At 70.7% G+C, this 16,455-nt stretch carries 18 protein-coding genes; 13 read left to right on the top strand and 5 right to left on the bottom strand.

Annotated elements, in window-relative coordinates; all coding sequences use genetic code 11:
* Window positions 1-5 precede the first annotated feature (5 nt).
* Window positions 6-764: a GntR family transcriptional regulator gene (locus ACFUJY_RS18010; protein ID WP_383300200.1), complete on the bottom strand. Its 759-nt coding sequence runs from the start codon at window positions 762-764 to the stop codon at window positions 6-8.
* A gap of 236 nt (window positions 765-1,000) precedes the next feature.
* Window positions 1,001-1,906, bottom strand: coding sequence for a LysR family transcriptional regulator (locus tag ACFUJY_RS18005; RefSeq protein ID WP_383300197.1), 906 nt, complete (start codon window positions 1,904-1,906; stop codon window positions 1,001-1,003).
* 131 nt (window positions 1,907-2,037) lie between these two features.
* Between ACFUJY_RS18005 and ACFUJY_RS18000 the strand changes: the two genes are divergently transcribed.
* Complete coding sequence (locus ACFUJY_RS18000) at window positions 2,038-2,544, top strand: nuclear transport factor 2 family protein (protein ID WP_383300195.1); 507 nt, start codon at window positions 2,038-2,040, stop codon at window positions 2,542-2,544.
* A gap of 102 nt (window positions 2,545-2,646) precedes the next feature.
* Entirely contained in the window at window positions 2,647-3,147 is a 501-nt protein-coding gene (locus ACFUJY_RS17995) for a cupin domain-containing protein (protein WP_383300192.1), read from the top strand.
* Window positions 3,148-3,211: 64 nt separating this feature from the next.
* Here ACFUJY_RS17995 and ACFUJY_RS17990 read toward each other — a convergent pair whose 3' ends face one another.
* Together ACFUJY_RS17990 and ACFUJY_RS17985 are read right to left on the bottom strand one after the other, a co-directional pair.
* Window positions 3,212-3,937 (bottom strand): peptidylprolyl isomerase, encoded by a 726-nt coding sequence (locus ACFUJY_RS17990; RefSeq protein ID WP_383300189.1) that lies wholly within the window; start codon window positions 3,935-3,937, stop codon window positions 3,212-3,214.
* Between the two features lie 338 nt (window positions 3,938-4,275).
* A complete protein-coding gene (locus ACFUJY_RS17985; protein WP_383300186.1) occupies window positions 4,276-4,938 on the bottom strand; it encodes a ScbR family autoregulator-binding transcription factor in 663 nt (220 codons plus the stop codon).
* Window positions 4,939-5,100: 162 nt separating this feature from the next.
* On the opposite strand from ACFUJY_RS17985, the gene ACFUJY_RS17980 reads away from it, so the two are divergent.
* On the top strand, window positions 5,101-6,225 hold the full coding sequence (locus ACFUJY_RS17980) for a ScbA/BarX family gamma-butyrolactone biosynthesis protein (protein WP_383300182.1): 1,125 nt from the start codon (window positions 5,101-5,103) through the stop codon (window positions 6,223-6,225).
* Here ACFUJY_RS17980 and ACFUJY_RS17975 read toward each other — a convergent pair.
* Window positions 6,210-6,797 (bottom strand): TetR family transcriptional regulator, encoded by a 588-nt coding sequence (locus ACFUJY_RS17975; protein WP_383300179.1) that lies wholly within the window; start codon window positions 6,795-6,797, stop codon window positions 6,210-6,212. The two genes, ACFUJY_RS17980 and ACFUJY_RS17975, sit on opposite strands and share 16 nt — an antisense overlap.
* Before the next feature lie 101 nt (window positions 6,798-6,898).
* Between ACFUJY_RS17975 and ACFUJY_RS17970 the strand changes: the two genes are divergently transcribed.
* The 10 genes from ACFUJY_RS17970 to ACFUJY_RS17925 all read left to right on the top strand — a co-directional run bounded on the left by ACFUJY_RS17970 (window position 6,899) and on the right by ACFUJY_RS17925 (window position 16,445).
* Window positions 6,899-8,107 (top strand): oxidoreductase, encoded by a 1,209-nt coding sequence (locus tag ACFUJY_RS17970; protein WP_383300176.1) that lies wholly within the window; start codon window positions 6,899-6,901, stop codon window positions 8,105-8,107.
* 295 nt (window positions 8,108-8,402) lie between these two features.
* Complete coding sequence (locus tag ACFUJY_RS17965; protein ID WP_383300173.1) at window positions 8,403-8,894, top strand: MerR family transcriptional regulator; 492 nt, start codon at window positions 8,403-8,405, stop codon at window positions 8,892-8,894.
* Window positions 8,895-9,221: 327 nt separating this feature from the next.
* Window positions 9,222-10,568 (top strand): class I adenylate-forming enzyme family protein, encoded by a 1,347-nt coding sequence (locus tag ACFUJY_RS17960; protein ID WP_383300170.1) that lies wholly within the window; start codon window positions 9,222-9,224, stop codon window positions 10,566-10,568.
* On the top strand, window positions 10,565-11,356 hold the full coding sequence (locus ACFUJY_RS17955) for an SDR family NAD(P)-dependent oxidoreductase (protein ID WP_383300167.1): 792 nt from the start codon (window positions 10,565-10,567) through the stop codon (window positions 11,354-11,356). Before ACFUJY_RS17960 ends, ACFUJY_RS17955 begins: the two co-directional genes overlap by 4 nt.
* On the top strand, window positions 11,350-11,619 hold the full coding sequence (locus tag ACFUJY_RS17950) for a phosphopantetheine-binding protein (RefSeq protein WP_383300164.1): 270 nt from the start codon (window positions 11,350-11,352) through the stop codon (window positions 11,617-11,619). Before ACFUJY_RS17955 ends, ACFUJY_RS17950 begins: the two co-directional genes overlap by 7 nt.
* 1 nt (window position 11,620) lies before the next feature.
* Window positions 11,621-12,655, top strand: coding sequence for an AvrD family protein (locus ACFUJY_RS17945; RefSeq protein ID WP_383300161.1), 1,035 nt, complete (start codon window positions 11,621-11,623; stop codon window positions 12,653-12,655).
* A 28-nt stretch (window positions 12,656-12,683) separates the two neighbouring features.
* On the top strand, window positions 12,684-13,388 hold the full coding sequence (locus tag ACFUJY_RS17940) for an AAA family ATPase (protein ID WP_383300159.1): 705 nt from the start codon (window positions 12,684-12,686) through the stop codon (window positions 13,386-13,388).
* 79 nt (window positions 13,389-13,467) lie between these two features.
* Window positions 13,468-14,979 (top strand): MFS transporter, encoded by a 1,512-nt coding sequence (locus ACFUJY_RS17935; RefSeq protein WP_383300156.1) that lies wholly within the window; start codon window positions 13,468-13,470, stop codon window positions 14,977-14,979.
* A gap of 51 nt (window positions 14,980-15,030) precedes the next feature.
* Entirely contained in the window at window positions 15,031-15,480 is a 450-nt protein-coding gene (locus ACFUJY_RS17930; protein WP_383300153.1) for an ester cyclase, read from the top strand.
* An 86-nt stretch (window positions 15,481-15,566) separates the two neighbouring features.
* Window positions 15,567-16,445: an FAD binding domain-containing protein gene (locus ACFUJY_RS17925; RefSeq protein ID WP_383300150.1), complete on the top strand. Its 879-nt coding sequence runs from the start codon at window positions 15,567-15,569 to the stop codon at window positions 16,443-16,445.
* Window positions 16,446-16,455 lie beyond the last annotated feature (10 nt).

Genomic DNA, 16,455 nt, shown 5'->3' with positions numbered 1-16,455 from the left:
AACGGCTACGGGCGGTCGACTCCGAACTCGTAGACCACTTCCCGGCACCGGTCCGGAATGACCATGTCGGCGGTCTCCACCGGACGTCCGTCCGTGTCGAAGATGGTCCGCTCGATCTGCAGCACGAGGTCCCCCATGCTGATCCCCAGGAGATTCGCCTGCACCTGGGTGGCACGAGCCGGGCGCGGCACCTCGACCACGGTCGAGACGACCACACCGATGGAACGCATGCGCTCGATCACGCCCTTGCCCGCCAGGGGACCCGTCTCGGGCAGCACAATCGGCGTTCCGTCCGTGATTGCCATCGGCTCCCAGGATTCGGAAAGCTGGACAGGCTGCCCGTCGGCGAGGAACTCGTAATGCGTACGGACGCAGAGGTCCGCGGGGCTGATGGCGAGCCGCTCGGCGATCGGCTCGGGAGCTGCGACTCGGACCTCACTCTGTGCATCCCAGGTGTCGGCCCTGCCCCGCTCCCTCCTGTCCTGCCAAGGAAGGGAACCTTCCCGGCGTTCGCGGTGCCGCGAGCGGACCAGCCGGAGGCGCTCTCGCGGCCTGCGGATGTAGGTGCCCGAGCCGGCGCGGCCTTCGAGGAGACCTTCGAGGACCAAGCGGTCCATGGCCCTCTGTACGACGTTGCGTCCGACCCCGTACTCCACCGCAAGCCGAGCCCGGGACGGCAGGCGCTCCCCGATCCCCCACTCCCCTGAGAGAACCCGCGCGCGCAGCACGTCGGCGACCGCGAGGTACGGCGCCTCTCGGGGCATGAGTGATCCTCCGTTCGTCCTGCTCTGCGGCAGCTGGTCGTTTCCAGGGGGCGTTGGCAAGTTACTGCACCAGGGAAAAGCTGCTGGAGTAGAAATACGCTCCGCGCTCATGCGTCCACGGAGCACGGCGAGAGGACCGACTCGCCGCCCGGGCTCCGCCCGGAGTGCCGGGCCCGGCGGGTCGTCGTCACGGTGCCGGCACGCTCTGCCCGGCCGTGTGCGGGCCGCTGGTGAGCTCAGAGGTCCGACGCAGGCGCCTGTACCAGGCTGAGCGCTGCCTCGTTGAAGGCGCGAGTGCGGGCTGTCGCACCGCCGGCGGACCACACCAAGCCCCAGTCCACTGGCGCGGCGTCCTCGAAGGGGACATAGGCGACATCGGGGCGGGCGAAGTAACGCCTCGCGTGGGCTCCGACGACCAGAGCCCCCTCTCCGGCACCCACGAGTGTCAGCATCTCGTTGAACGTCATGGCCGACGGACCCGGTGCTATCGGTCGGCCGCCGGGGGTCCGGCGCGGCGCCCGGTCCCGGCGCAGGGATTCCGGCAGCGTTTCGGGAACCTGCAGCAGGGTGACGCGAGCCAGGTCTTCCACGGAGACGGTCGCGCGGCGGGCGAACGGATGCCCTTGCGGCACGGCGAGCATGCGCGCTTCCCGCACCAGGACCGGCCCCATCACGATGCCCTCCTCGTGCAGAGGAAAGCAGGTCAGGGCGATGTCCGCCTCACCGTCGTGCAGCCGGGGCAGCACCTGCGGCAGATGCGCCTCGTTGATCCGGACTGCGCAGTCGGGATGCCGGGTGCGGAACACCTGGGTGGCTCCGACCAGTAGCTGGCCCGCCGCAGGCCCGGTGAAGGCGACCCGCAACAGTCCGCTCAGCCCCTTCCCGGCTTCGACGGCCCGCTCGTAGGCTTCGGTGATCGTGGTCCAGGCGGGGCGTATCTCGTCATACAACTGCTGTCCTCTCAGGGACAGCTCCACCCGACGGCTGGTGCGGTTGAACAAAGGGACGCCGATACGGCGCTCCATCTTGGCGATGGTCTGGCTGACCCGGGCTGTGGAGACGTGCAAGCGCTCGGCGGTACGGCCGAAGTGCAGCACCTCGGCGAGCGTCAGGAACGTCTCCAGTTCGCGCGGCTCCAGCATCCCGCACCCTCCCATCGTTAACCGAGGCTTCACGGTCGTTCCGCAGACGCGCGTTGATGCCCCGTCCGGGCCTCAGCAGGATATGAGCCAAGCCCCGGGAGGGCCTCACCTCACCCGCACAGGAGAACATCATGTACGTCACGCACGAGCGCGCCCTGACCGCCCCTGCGCACGAGACCGCCGCGGTCGTCGCAGAACTCAGGGACCGGATGGAGATCACCGACGCGCTCTACCGCTTCGGCCTGGGCCAGGACTTGAAGGACAAGGAGCTGTTCGCCTCGGCGTTCGCCGTCGACGCCGAGCTGGACTTCCGCCCGGCCGCCTCCAAGTGGGGGGCCGAGCCGCCGCTGATGTCCGGGCGCGACACCATCGTCACCACCATTCTGGCCATGTTCAGCGGCCGGGTGGACACCACACACCAGATCACCAACCCGCGGATCGCCGTCGATGGCGACACCGCGCGGCTCACGGCCCTGGTGGAAGCCCAGCACCTGCTCATCACCGACCGGGGCACACACGCGCTCCTGAAGAACCCTTACGACGTCGACCTGGTCCGCGACGGCGACCGCTGGGTCATCCGCAGGCTTCGCATCGACAACACCTGGTACACCGGCGAACCCGCCGCGATCTTCGGCTGAATCCCACCGCATGCCGCAGGGACCTCCTGCGCCGCGCAGCCCCGGCGGCCGTCTCCACTCCCTGCGCCCCCTCTTACTCTCATGAAACAGGAAGGACCCGACATGACGAACACCGAGACCGGTGGACAGCTGGTGCTGACCCGCAACACCGAGGCCGAGACCTGCGCCGACCCCAGCAGTGTGATCACCCTGCTCGCCGACTCCGACAGCACCGCCGGCAGCTTCACCAGCTACCGGTCCACCTTCGCGAAGGGAGCCGTGGGGGCGCCCGCCCACTTCCACACCAAGGCGACGGAGCTGTTCTTCGTGATCAGCGGCTCCCTCCAAGTGCTGACGGGTGAGGAGGTCACCGTCCTGGAGGCCGGTGACTTCCTGGCCGTGCCGCCCCACACCCCGCACGCCTTCGCCGCGGCGCCGGGCTGTGAGGCGGACGTCCTGTTCGTGTTCACACCGGGCATGGGCCGTTTCGACTACCTGCGCCTGCTGGGCCGGGTGATGCGGGGTGAGGCCGACGCAGAGGAGATCGCCGCCTCCGCGGAACGCTTCGACAACCACTACGTCGACAGCCCCGTCTGGCGGGCTGCCCTGGAAGCCGCGGTGTAGGCGGCGGCTCCTTCGAACGGAGCACGATCAGCACGGCTTGCCGACGCGGCGGCTTCGCCGCGCGTCAGTGTCGGCAGGACAGCCGGACGTGGAGCAGCTCGGTCCTCAGCGCAGGTGTGCCGTCGAGGGGGGCTGGGTTCTCCGCGGTCGGCTCGATTCCTCCGGCAGCGACCTTGTCGAGTGTCACCAGACCGGCGGAGCCGACCGTGCCGAACACCGTGTAGTCCGGTCGCAAGGCGGAGTCGCCGTAGACGACGAAGAACTGGGAACCGTTCGTATCCGGCCCGGCGTTGGCCATGGCCAGCAGGCCGCGTCCATAGAGTCGGCGCGTGCCCGTGGGATCGGTGGCTGCGGGCGGCAGATCCACCGGCAGCTCGTCCTTGTACTTGTACCCGGGCCCGCCCTCGCCGGTGCCGGTCGGGTCGCCGCACTGCAGGACCTTCAGCGTCGGGTACGCCGTCAGGCGGTGGCACACCGTACGGTCGTAGAAACCGTGCCGTGCCAGGTGGAGGAAACTCTGGACCGTGCACGGCGCCTTCGCTCGGTCCAGGCGTAGCGGAAGCGGTCCCTGGTTGGTCGGAACAGCCACGTCGACCGTGCCACGAGCAGGGGTGCGCCGTGGGTCGGGCGGCAGCGGAACGCGGCGCGCCGGCGGCTCGTCCGGGGTCTGGCTGTACTGGCAAGGACCGTGCGTGGTGCGCGGCGCATCGCTGTCGGAAGCGGTGGCGACGCTCGCCCCGGACATCACTAACGCTGCGGCCGCGAACGCACTGATCAGTGCTCGTTTCATCCTGCACGCCCTCCCAATGATCCCCAGGTCTTGGGGCGGTCGCAGTCTAGTAGCGCAACGGTGCTTATCGTGGTGTTTTGACTGTTTGATCGATGGCCCGTTCAGGGTCAGGACCACCGTGACAACGGCCGACAACCTGGGCAGCAGGTCACAGCCCTGGTCAGGTTGCCGAAGCAGCCGGGCAGGGAGCCGGGTGGCCCGAGGGTGTCTCGCCCCCGGGCTCCCTCCTGAACGGGGCGTGGCAGTCCCCCCGTCGACCGTCGACCCCCCCACGCGGACCGCCGAAGCGGCCCGGTCGCCCCCCCGGCTCCACGCGTCGGAGGTGTCCGCCGCGTCGGTCAGGGCAGCACCTCGGCCTGGGGCAGGAGCGTGGACAGCAGCTCCTGGACACGGACCCCCAGGTCCGCACGGCCCCGCTTGATCCAGGAGATGTGCTGCGCGCCGAAGAAGGCCGCCGCGAGCACCCTGCTGAGCACCTCGGGGTTGGCTCCGGGGGCCAGGAGCCCGGCCGCCCGCGCTCGGCGGAAGCTCTCGCACAGGGCCTCCGTGTACCCCTCGAACGGCGCGGGGAGGTCGGCACCGATGAGTGCGTACTCGATCTGCAGCCGCGCGCCGGCCTGGACCACCACGTCCTCGCGGAACGCCTGGGCGGTGCGCATCAGCAGCTCGGAGACCTCGTCCAGGGGCGACAGCCCGTCCTGCCGCACCGACTCGACGACGACGCCCAGCCTCTCGTAGAACTTCGCCGCCACCTCCTGGGCCAGCACCTCCTTGTTGGCGAAGTGGAAGTAGACGGCTCCTTTCGTCATCCCGGCCAGTTCGGCGACGGCCATGATCGTCACATTCGGGTAGCCGCGGGCAGCGAAGGCCTCCGCGGCCGCGTCGAGCACCTGCTGACGTGTGTGGATCGCACGCTGCTGCTTGGGTCCTGACGTCTGCTCCGCCGGACCGCCCTTTCGCGCGGCCGGGGAGGGCGTCACGGTCTCTTTCTCGCCGGCCATCAGCGACCTTCCTGGTGTGTCGTGACCGGTTCGGAGATCGCTACCTCTCGGTATGCGAACCGCCCGATCACATACTCGCTTGAAATATACCTTCGCAACGGTATCATCTTCCTCGCCCGCTGAGGCACCCTGCCTCCGCTGGTCGACTTGGGGGGACTTGAAATGTTTCGGAGCAGTGATCAGCGCACGGACGACCACGGAATCCAGGGAACCGGCACCAGAGTCGGCACGGGCGGCGGCGAGCCGGCGAACGGTTTAGTTCCGCGGCCGCTCGACTACCTCCAGCCGGTCCCCCGGCACATGGTGCACCGTGCCGCCGTGGCCGAGGTATTCGTGACCGATTCGATCCGTACCGGGGAGGACCGGTTCCTGGTGGCGGCCCAGTGGCCCCGCGACCACGCCCTCTACTCACCGAGTTCCTCCGGCATCAGCGACCCGCTGCTGCTGGCGGAGACGGTCCGCCAGAGCCTGGTCTATCTTGCTCACCGCTTCTACGGGGTGCCGCTCACCCACCGGTTCGTCGGCAGCGGCACGGCATTCCGCATCACCCGGCCGGAACTGCTGCGCATCGGCGACACGCCGCTGCCTGTGGTACTCGACGTCCAGTGGGAGTGGGTGGGCAATCGCCCTCCGCGCCGCTACGGGATGCGCCTGGCGGTGGTGCTGACGATCGGCGGCGAGGTGTGCGGCGAGGGGGAGATCAGCGCGGTGGCCGTCAACGACCGTACGTACAGGGGCCTGCGCGGGGCCGGCGCCGCACCGGCGGACACCCCTTCCCCGGCGATCGGGACGACACGGCTCCCGTCGTCGTCCGTCGGGCGGCTGCGCACCAAGGACAGCGTCCTGGGCCTCGGCGCCGATGGGTCCTGGCAGCTGCTGGTCGACCTCCGGCACGCCATCTACTTCGACCACCCCAGCGATCACGTGCCGCTCATGGTCATGCTGGAGGGCTTCCGGCAACTCGGCCACCTGCTGGCGAACGGTGACGCCGGGGGCGCTACGAGGGACGCCGGTGCCCCGGACGGCGAAATCGCGCTGACCGGGATGTCGGTCGACTGCCGGGCCTTCGGCGAGCTCGACGCGCCGATCAGCCTGGTGGTGTCCGAGCGGCAGCCGTGCGAAGGCTCGGCGGCCTCCGGCACGCTGACCATCGAGGCGGTCCAGAACGGCACCCTGCTGGCCACCTGCCTCTCCACCTGGGCCTCTTCGCCCAGCCTGCCCGGCGAGCCCGCCGTCGGCGGGGAGCTCACCGCCAGCGGGGCGGCCGTGGTTCACGGACCGGCCTGACCCTCGTCGCGCGACGCGGCCAGGACGGCACCCCAGAGCGCGTCCACGCGTTCGGCCAGGCCCTTCCGATCGGTCGCGGAGGCGGTGACGTACGCACCCATCAGGATGACCAGGGCCAGGTCGGCCGGCTCACCGGCCGGGAGGGGGTGCGCCTCGCCGGGTGCAGCGGCATCCGGCGAGGCGCGGCTCGCGGACCGCCCCGGCCACCGCAGACGGCCGAGCACCCCCGGCTCCGTCTGCGCGGCGTCGAGCATGAGGCGCAGCCCGGCGTTGACCCGTGGATCGGCCTCCACCTCACGCGCGAACTCGACGGTGAGTGAGCGCAGCTCGGCCAGACCCCACCCCCCGCCGCGCGCGCTCAGCTCATCGAGCAACGCCGCCAGATGGCTGCTGAGCGCTTCCGCCAGGTCCGCCTTCCGCGCGAAGTGTCCGTAGAGCGCCCCCTTCGTCAGGGAGGTCCGGTCGACCACGCGTTGCAGGTTGGCGTCCGAGTAGCCGTACCGGGCGAACTCCTCCGCGGCGGCGTCAAGAAACTGCTCGTAGGTGCGCCGCGAACGCTCCTGTTTTGCCATCCCCATACCTCCACAGACCTGGAGACGACCATCTTACATAAAAATACCTTCGCTCATGAATGTTCAACGCGCATCGGTATCCGGAGCCAGGGAGTAGTTGCATGACGGACCACACGATCACGCCCTCGTACACCGCGGACCCCCCGCTCACCCCACCGACCGTTCCGGGAAGCTGGCTTCCGGCCCCCCGCCCGGGCGTCCTGCGGGCGGCTGCCGTCGCAGGCGCCGACGCCCGTCAGGCGGACCGGGTCGGACGGCTGGCCCCCGCGACCGTCCGGGCGGTGACGGACGCCGGCCTGCCGGCCCACTTCGTGGACTACGGGGGACGGGGCGCCGGAAGTTTCTCCGCACTGTTCGCGGACATCGCCGCCCTGGCCCAGGAGTGCCCGTCGGCCGCCTGGTGCGGCGCACTGTGGGCCGCACACGGACGCTTCGCGTCCTGCCTTCCGGAGCGCGGCCGGCACGACCTGTGGGCCGCGGGCCCCGATGTGCGGATCGCGTCGGCGGTCGCGCCACCGGCCGGCTCGGCCGTGGAGACCCCGAAGGGCTGGCGGCTCAGCGGTGTGTGGGAGTGCGTCAGCGGCGCGCGGTACTCGGACTGGGTCCTGCTGGCGACGCCGGTGACCGGGCGCTCACCGCAGGACGGACCGCTGGAGACCCGGGTCCTCGCCGTGCCGACGGGCGAGCTGACCGTGCACGGGACCTGGGACGCGACGGGCCTGAGGGGTACGGCGAGCGACGCCGTGGAAGCGTGCGACGTCCTCGTACCCGCCCACCGCTCCTTCCCCCTCACGGGCATGCTGGACGGCACCGGCAACCACGGGTCCGGCCGCCCGCACCGCGCCCCGGCGCAGCTCGCGGGCGGCCTGATCTTCTGCGCGACCGCACTGGGGGCCGCGCACGCACTCCGGAGGGCATGGTCCGGCTGGGCCGCGGAAGGCGCCGTCAGCACCGACGGACGGGGCCCCTACCGGAGCGCGGCCGTGCGCGACGCCTCGGCCATGTCCTCGGCCCGCATCGACGCAGCACATCTCCTGCTGGCCCGTGCCGCGTTCCGCGCGGACACGGAACCGGTGACGGAGTCCCTCACGGCCGCCAACCAGCGCGACGCGGCGTTCGGCGCCGGCCTGCTGCTGGAGGCGGCGAACCAGCTCTTCGGTGCCGGCGGCGCGCACGTACGCGACGCCGCCGGCGACGTCCAGCGCCTGTGGCGCGATGTCCAGACCGCGGCCCGCCACGGCGTCCTCCGCATGGAGTCGGCTGCCGACTCCTACGCGCGGACCGAGGTGGCCTGGCCGGGGCTCGGCTGAGTGGCGGCCGGCCGGGCGGCGCACCCCCCGGCACCGTTCACACGCGGGCAAGCGCATGCGGCACCGTAAATAAACCTTCAAGAACGAATGCAACACCGCCCCACCCTCGCACCACCAAACCCCCAGGTGAAGAAGGTTGGCTGGCGGCGACGCTCTACCAAGGAAAGGCAATGTCGAGCTGCACCCGCCACTAACAAACCTTCGCGCATGAATCTTTCGGGTAGCATCGTGTTCATCGATCGGCTGAGTCCGCCGGTCAGGTTCTTACGCGTTGTCCTTACCAGGGGGTCAGACGATGCCTGAGCGAAACCGTCCGCCCGACGAACGCCGCTACACGATCACCGAGGTGGCCCAGCTCACCGGACTGCGTGCGCACACGCTGCGCTGGTACGAGGAGATGGGGCTGGTCACGGACGTGAGCCGTGGTCCGGGCGGACGCCGGTCGTACGAGGATTCCCATCTGCGATGGCTCGACTTCCTCGTCCAGGTGCGGGAGACGGGGATGACCGTGGCCGACCTGACGCGGTACGTGGAGCTGGTGCGCGAGGGCGAGGACGAACGGAGCGTGAGCGAGCGTCTCGCCCTGCTGGAGGCCCACCGGCGCCGGCTCGACGATCAGGCCACCCGCCTGAAGCGGTGTCTGCGCCACGTGGACGACCGGCTCGCTTCCTACAGGCGGGCGGAGCAGCGACTCCCTCCGGTCCCCGAGCAGGCGAGCGGCCGTCCGGCCACGTCGGCCTCCGCGACGGCCCGTCCGACCGGGGCGCCGGTCCCGGCCTACATCTGACGGACGGCCACCGGCAGCACCGAGTGACGCTCGACACGCACCACTCGACTTGCTTCAGGCCCACTTGAACTTCGTAGCGTCGTCGCCACGAGCACGGAAGCCGCAGGCACAGGCGGCGTCCGGACGCTACGCCGGAGCACGCACCTCGGTGCCGTCCCCGGCCCGACGACCGCCTCGGCGGGTGGACGACGAAGTCCTCCCCGGGCCGTGCGGTCCAGTGACCCCGGAACACCCTTCTCACATCCTGCCGCCTTCGGCACGGTCGCCGTGTCCAGCACGCGGGCCGAGCAGCCGGCGCACGACTGCGGCACAAAAGGGGGAAACGAAATGATCACATCATTCCTTGCGCGTCTGCATCGATTCGGTGACGCGGACGCGATCGTCTTCGACTCGGTGCGGTACACGTACAGCGATCTGGTCGGCGGAATCGCGCGATGGCGGGCGTTCCTGGACGACCACGAGGTCGCCGCGGGCCAGGTGGTGGCCCTGGAGGGGCCCGGCTCCTTCGAGACCTGCGCCGCCCTGCTCGCTCTCGTCGAGCGCGGCGTCATCCTCGTGCCGCTGACTCCGCTCCCCGTAGCCAAGCGGGCGGAGTTCCACGAGATCGCCCAGGTCGAGGCAGTGGTCACCATCGGCGCGGACGGCTCGGGCCACTCCTTCGCACGGTCCGGACGGGCCGCCGACAACGAGTTGTACGGGCGGCTGCGTTCGGCCGGGCGACCGGGCCTGGTGCTGTTCAGCTCGGGTACGACCGGTCGCAGCAAGGCGACGGTCCTGGACTTCACGAAGGTACTCGCCCGGTACGGCGAACCCGCCAGGCCGCAGTCCACGCTGGCCTTCCTCAACCTGGACCACATCGGCGGCATCAACACGCTGCTGCACACGATCGGTCAGGGCGGCACGGTGGTCACCCTGCCGGAACGCACACCGGACACCGTCTGCGCGGCGATCGCACGTTTCGGGATCCGGGTCCTGCCGACCACTCCCACGTTCCTCAACATGCTGCTGATCTCCGGTGCGTACCAGCGGCACGACCTCAGCTCCCTCGGCCTCGTCACCTACGGGACCGAGCCGATGCCGCTGGGCACTCTCCGGCGGCTGAAGGCGGCTCTGCCCGCCGTTCGGCTCAAGCAGACGTACGGTCTCTCCGAACTCGGCATCCTGCCGACCAAGTCGAAGGCCGACGACACCCTCTGGGTACGCCTGGGAGGGCCAGGGTTCGAGTACCAGGTGCGGGAGGGTGTGCTCTGGATCCGCTCGGACATGGCGATGCTCGGCTATCTCAACGCCCCGGCACCCTTCGACGACGAGGGGTTCTTCAACACCCAGGACGCCGTCGAGGTGGACGGCCCGTACGTCCGCATCCTGGGGCGGCGTTCGGAGATCATCAACGTGGCCGGCGAGAAGGTCTACCCCAGTGAGGTCGAGAACGTCCTGCTGGAACTGGAAGAGGTGGCGGACGTCACGGTCTCGGGGCGTCCGAGTCACATCACCGGCATGGTGGTCAAAGCCGTCGTCCGTCTCACCGCCGGCGCCGACCACGAGGGGTTCGCCCGCCGGGCCCGGGTCCACTGCCGGAGCAGGCTGGAAGCGTACAAGGTCCCGGCGGTCGTGGAGATATCCGAGGCCGAGCACCACAACGACCGCTTCAAGAAGTCCCGGAGCCTGGTGTGACGGCGTCGGCCGGCACGATGCCCGGTGCCGTGGCCGGGTCCGACATGCCGGATGGAACCCCTGAGGACGGCCGCGTCGCGGTGGTCAGCGGCGGGAGCCGGGGCCTGGGGCGCGTCGTGGTGGAGCGTCTGCTCGCCGACGGCTGGCGGGTGGCGACCTTCAGCCGGACGGCCAACGAGTTCACGGTCGGCAACGCGGAGCTCCATCCGGACCGTTTCCACTGGGAGGCCGCCGACCTCACCGAGCCGGCGTCCATGCGGGCCTTTGTACGAGGCGTCAAGCAGCGCTTCGGACGGGCCGACCTGCTGGTCAACAACGCGGGCGTGCTCCACCAGGAACTGTTCCTGACGACCGCGCCCAAGCGGATCGACACCCTCCTCACCACCAATCTGCTCGCGCCCATGATGCTCACCCAGGCGTGCGCCCGCCTGATGACCCGTCAGGGCGGAAACATCGTCAACGTCTCGTCGATCAACGCCATCCGCGGCTACCGAGGAGTCTCCGTCTACGCGGCGGCGAAGGCGGGGCTCGACGGATTCAGCCGCAGTCTCGCCCGCGAACTCGGCGCGTTCGGCATCCGGGTCAACTCGATCGTCCCGGGCTTCTTCGACAGCGAGATGACCGCCGAGGTCACCGCCGGCAACCGGGAGAAGATCCAGCACCGCACCCCGCTGGGGAGGCTCGGAACCGTGGAGGAGATCGCCGACGCGATCCTCTTCCTCACCTCTCCCCGCGCCCACTTCGTCACCGGTCAGTCCCTTGTCATAGATGGAGGAATCACATGTTGAGCAAGGCAGAGATATCCGCGCTCGTCGTCGACCGGGTGCGGGGTCTGGTGCTCGATCCCGAGCTGGCCGAGGCCGTCGCCCCGTCCGCCCCCCTCATGGAACTGGGCCTGAACTCCCTGATGCTCGCCCAGCTCCTCATCGAGCTCGAGTCGGAGCTGGACGTCGACCCGTTCGAGGAGCAGTTCTCCATCACGGACATGCGTACCGTGCAGGACCTCGTGGACGCCTACGACCAGGCTCTCGCAGCCGGTGCGGCGGTCTGACATGGCTGCGACCGAACTGCTGCTGCGTTCCATCGACGACTACCTGGGGCCGGCCGAGGGCCGCTTCTTCTCACGCGGCTACCAGCGCGCGGTCTACGACGTCCACACGGTGGCCGTCACCGGAGCCCGGGCGTGCGACGCCGGGGCCACCGCGACCGTCGACATCACGTATCCCGCCGACTGGTCGAAGAAGAAGGCCGGCGTCGACCTGCGGCCCCATCTGAGCACCGTCGACGCGTTGGTGCTGGGGGTTCAGCTGGCCGAGGCCCATACGGCCCACGCGTGGGGCCTGGGCGCCGCGGAACGCAGGGCCGTGAAGCTGGCCAAGGTGGTGCTGCGTGCCGGAACGGCCCCCCAGGAGGTGCTCGACGACATCCCGCTCTCCGCCTCGCTGACGCGGACCGGCCCCGAGCCGGACGAGCCGGGCCTGCACCGGTCCGTCTACGACTGCTCGGTGGGCGGGCTGCGGGTGCGGTGCGAGCTGGTCCACCCGGTCGTGGCCGAAGCGAAGACCGGTGTCGTCCACGATTCCCTGGCCGACCTCCTCGGCCCCGGGGAACCGCGCTTCTACGGCGAGGGTTTCAAGCTCCGCAGGCACACGGTGAACGACGTCCGGGTCTCGGTCCCGGAACTGAAGGCGCACGGAGCGGTCGCCTTCACCCCGGTCGCCGGCAGCCCGGCGCCGACCGAGGGCATCGAGGGGGCCCGGCAGCCGTCCGTCTCCCTGATCGACTGCTTCGTCGTCACCCTCCAGCTCGCCCAGGTGCTGATGTACGAACTCGACTCCGTCTCCCGGGAGAACAGCAACACGCTGTGGATGATGCAGACCTCGCTCGAGGCGGCCGGGACCCCCGAGCCGCTGACGGCGGACGGTCTGCCCCTCACCGCCACGACCGCGGTGACCGCCAAGCGCACGCTCCCGCTGCGCGGCGCGGTCTGGCGCAGCGTCGAGCTGAGCGGCGAGCTGGCGGGCATCCGCATGCGTGCCACCTTCGCCCACGAACTGCCCTCCGACGCCAAGGCCGTCACGGCCTGAACGGCCCCCACCCACAGGAAGTACACCCATGCGACTGTCCATATCCGGCACCTACTCGGCCGGCAAGACCTTCACCACCATGGCCCTCGCCCACTACACCGGCATCCCGCGATCGCCCGCACGGACGATCCGGGAGATCATGCCGGACGCCGTTCCCGGCAAGGCCCTCACCGAGGTCACCCCTGCCGAGTACATCCAGCTCGCGGTCCGCCGTCATGTGGGCCGGGCCGTCAGCGAGGCGCTTCTGGGCGACAACTTCGTGGCCGACGGTTCGTCGCTGCAGGAGTGGACCTACGCCGCGGCGCGCGTCGAATTCGGCATGGACCCGGGGGCGGCCACGGGCGTGCCGTCCCCTCTCCCGGCCGAGATGCTCTTCTTCGGCGAGGTCGCCGACCAGCTCGGCCACGCTTTCCGCCAGCACGTCAAGGAGGGCTTCGACGGCTTCGTCCATCTGCGGAACGAGTTCGCGCTCGGCGCCGACGGGCACCGGCCGATGAACGAGGGCTTCCGGGCGCGGTGCGACGAACTGCTGCTAGAGGCCCTGGACGACCTGGCCATCCCCTACCTGCCCGTGGGCGGTTCCGTCCCCGAGCGCCTGACGACGATCGTCGGACACTTCGGCCTGCCCGTCGTACGCGGACTGGACGAGGCGATCGCCCTGGCCGAGGCCGACTACGCGAAGGTCGACTGGCGCCTGGAGAAGGCCCGCCGTCCCACCGTGTCGGCCGCCTGACCGCACGCCACCCATCAGCCGGCCGGTGCGGCCCCCGTCGCACCGGCCCGTCCGGGGCACCGCCCAGGATCCCGAGAAAGTGAACGCCATCATGTCCCAGCTCACCGACACGGCCGCGCAGCCGCGTCCGGAGCCGCCCGTGGCCCAGCCGCCGGCGCCCTACGCGAAGCGCTGGCTGATGCTGCCCGTCCTCCTCGCCGCCATGTTCATGGCCCAATTCGACCTCTACGTCGTCAACGTCGCCGCGCCCTCGCTGGAACACGACCTCGGCGCCGGCCAGGCGGCACTCGAACTCATCGTCGCCGGCTACGGGTTCACGTACGCCAGCGGGCTGATCACCGGCGGGCGTCTCGGCGACCTGCTCGGATCACGGGCGATGTTCCTTTACGGCACCCTCGCCTTCACCATCGCCTCGCTGCTCTGCGGACTCGCGCAGAACTCGGGCGAACTCGTCGGTGCCCGCCTGCTGCAGGGCCTCACCGGCGCGGCCATGGTGCCGCAGGTGCTGGCCACGATCACCGGCGTCTTCCCCGCGGCGGAGCGGGCCAAGGCACTCGCCTGGTTCGGCGTCACCATCGGCGTCGGCGCCGTGGCGGGCCAGGTCCTGGGCGGCGTGCTGCTCCAGGTGGACGTGCTCGGCCTCGGCTGGCGCGTGATCTTCCTGGTCAACGTGCCGATCGGCCTGGCCGCCGTGGCCTTCGCACTGCGGCTGCTGCCCCGCCGGGCGCCGGGCGCCGGGGTCAGGCTCGACCCGCTGGGTGCCCTCGGGATCTCGGCCTCGCTGGCCCTTTTCCTGCTCCCCCTCGTCATCGGGCGCAGCGAGGGCTGGCCGGTCTGGGCCTGGATCTGCCTGGTGGCGTCGATTCCTCTGATGGCGCTGACCTTGAAGTGGGAGAACGCTCTGCTGCGCCGCGGCGGGCAGCCGATGCTGGACACCCTGCTGTTGCGCAACAAGGTGTTCGTGCAGGGCCTCGTCGTGTGCTTCGGAGCCTTCTGCGCCTTCTTCAGCTTCATGTTCGCCCTGACCCTGGTCTTCCAGACCGGTCTCGGGCTCAGCCCGCTGAAGGCCGGCATCATGTTCACCCCGCTGGGCCTGGCGTTCGCCATCGCCTCGATCCTCTCCCCCCGCATCGCCGCCCGGCAGGGCGCCCGGCTGATCACCATCGGGACGGCCGTGGCCGCGGTCGGCATGCTGGCGCTCGTCATCGACGTGCAGCTCTCCGGGGACGCCACGACCGCGCTGCGCCTGGTGGCCCCGATGATCCTCATCGGACTCGGCAACGGGCTGGCCGTGCCGGCCGTGACCGGGGCCGTGCTGGCGGGTGCCCGTCCGGCGCAGGCGGGAGCCGCCGCCGGAGTGCTCACCACGTCGCAGCAGTTCGCCAGCGCCGCGGGGGTCGCCGTGCTGGGCACCGTGTTCTTCGCCGCGGTCGGCACCCGGCACGGTGTGACCGCCTACGGCGACGCCCTCACCTGGGTCGCCGCCATCGACCTGGCGCTGGTCCTGCTCGCCTGCCTGATGAGCACCCGGCTGCCGCGCCCTCCCAAGCCCGTTCCGCCGGTGGCCGCCCCCTCTGCGGCCACCCGCTGAACCGGTCGGACGCACCCGGCCTTCCACCCTCTGATCCGAAGGAGCTTCACCATGACCGGAACAGCCCCGTCCGTCCTCGCGGACCGCAAGCGGCGCATCGCGCTGCTGTTCGAGGAGATCATCACCAACAACCGTCTGGAACTGGCCGACGACATCTTCGCCGAGGACTTCTACTGGCCGCAGTTCGACCTGCGCGGCCCCGAGGGCGTCCGTACCTGGGTGCGTGCCTTCCGTACCGCGTTCCCGGACATCAGCGACCTCGTCCAGGAGCAGACCGCTGAAGGCGACCTCGTGGTCACCCGGGTGGAGTGCATCGGCACCCAGCTGGGCCCCTTCCGGGGCCTGCCGCCGAGCGGCAAGCGCGTGACGTTCACCGCCATCGGCATCGACCGGTTCGACGGCGAGAAGGTGGTCGAGCGTTCGGCCCACTTCGACATCGTCGACCTGATGCGGCAGCTGGGACACGAGTCCCTGCTGGTGCCGCCCGTCGCCCAGCCCTGAGTCGGCCGGCGGCCCCCGCACTCCGGCGGGGGTCGCCACCGTCCGCCCTCACCTCCGTACCCGTCGCACCCCGCTCAGGAGAAGTCATGAAGCCGGTCCGGTTCGCCTACCACCAGCCCACATCAGTCGGTGAGGCGATCGCGCTGCTCGGCTCCTTCGGGGGCACCGCGCGGGTGCTCGCGGGCGGGCAGAGCCTCATCCCTCAGCTGAACCGCCGCGCCGTGCGGCCCGAGGCCGTCGTGGACATCGGCCGGCTGCCCGGACTGCGGCACTACGGCAGGGAGGGCGAGGGCCTGCGCATCGGCGCCCTCGCCACCCACCACGACCTGGAGACGGCCGACCGGCTGCCGCCCGGATTCGCGGTGGTACCGGAGACCGCGCGGCTCATCGGGTTCCCGCCGGTACGGTCCCGGGGCACCCTGGCCGGCAGTCTGGCCCACGCGGACCCGCGTGCGGAGTGGTGTCTGCTCGCCGTCCTCCTGGACGCGGTGGTCACCGTGCACGGGGCCCGCGGGAGCCGGTCGCTCCCGGTGCAGCAGCTGTTCGCGGGTGGCGGGCGCACCGTCCTCGCCCATGACGAGCTGCTGACCGACGTCCACCTGCCCCGTCCGGAGCCCGGTGCCGCTCTCTGCGAGACGGCCTTCCAGGACGGCGGGCTGCCCCTGGTGGCCGCCGGTGCCGCCGTCCGCCTCGGTCCCGACGGGCTCGCCGTTTCGGTCAGGGCCGCCCTGGCCGGCACCGCCGACCGCCCGGTGCGGCTCCCGGCGCTGGAACGCTTCCTGTGCGGCACACGCCCGGACGGGGGCTGGCAGGACGCGGTCCGGGATGCGGTCGCGGAGCTGCCCGAGCCTCCGTCCGACGCACTCGCGACATCCTCCTACCGCCGCCGCGCGGCCGAGGCGATGCTCCTGCGGGCCTTCGAACGGTCGGTCTCCCGTACTGGAACTGCCGAGCCGGCCCACTGATAGCCCGTCA

This window comes from Streptomyces sp. NPDC057249 (assembly GCF_042669245.1).
Lineage (GTDB): Bacteria > Actinomycetota > Actinomycetes > Streptomycetales > Streptomycetaceae > Streptomyces.
The sequence above is the reverse complement of the archived record's forward strand: the minus strand, read 5'-3'. Positions and strand labels throughout refer to the sequence as shown.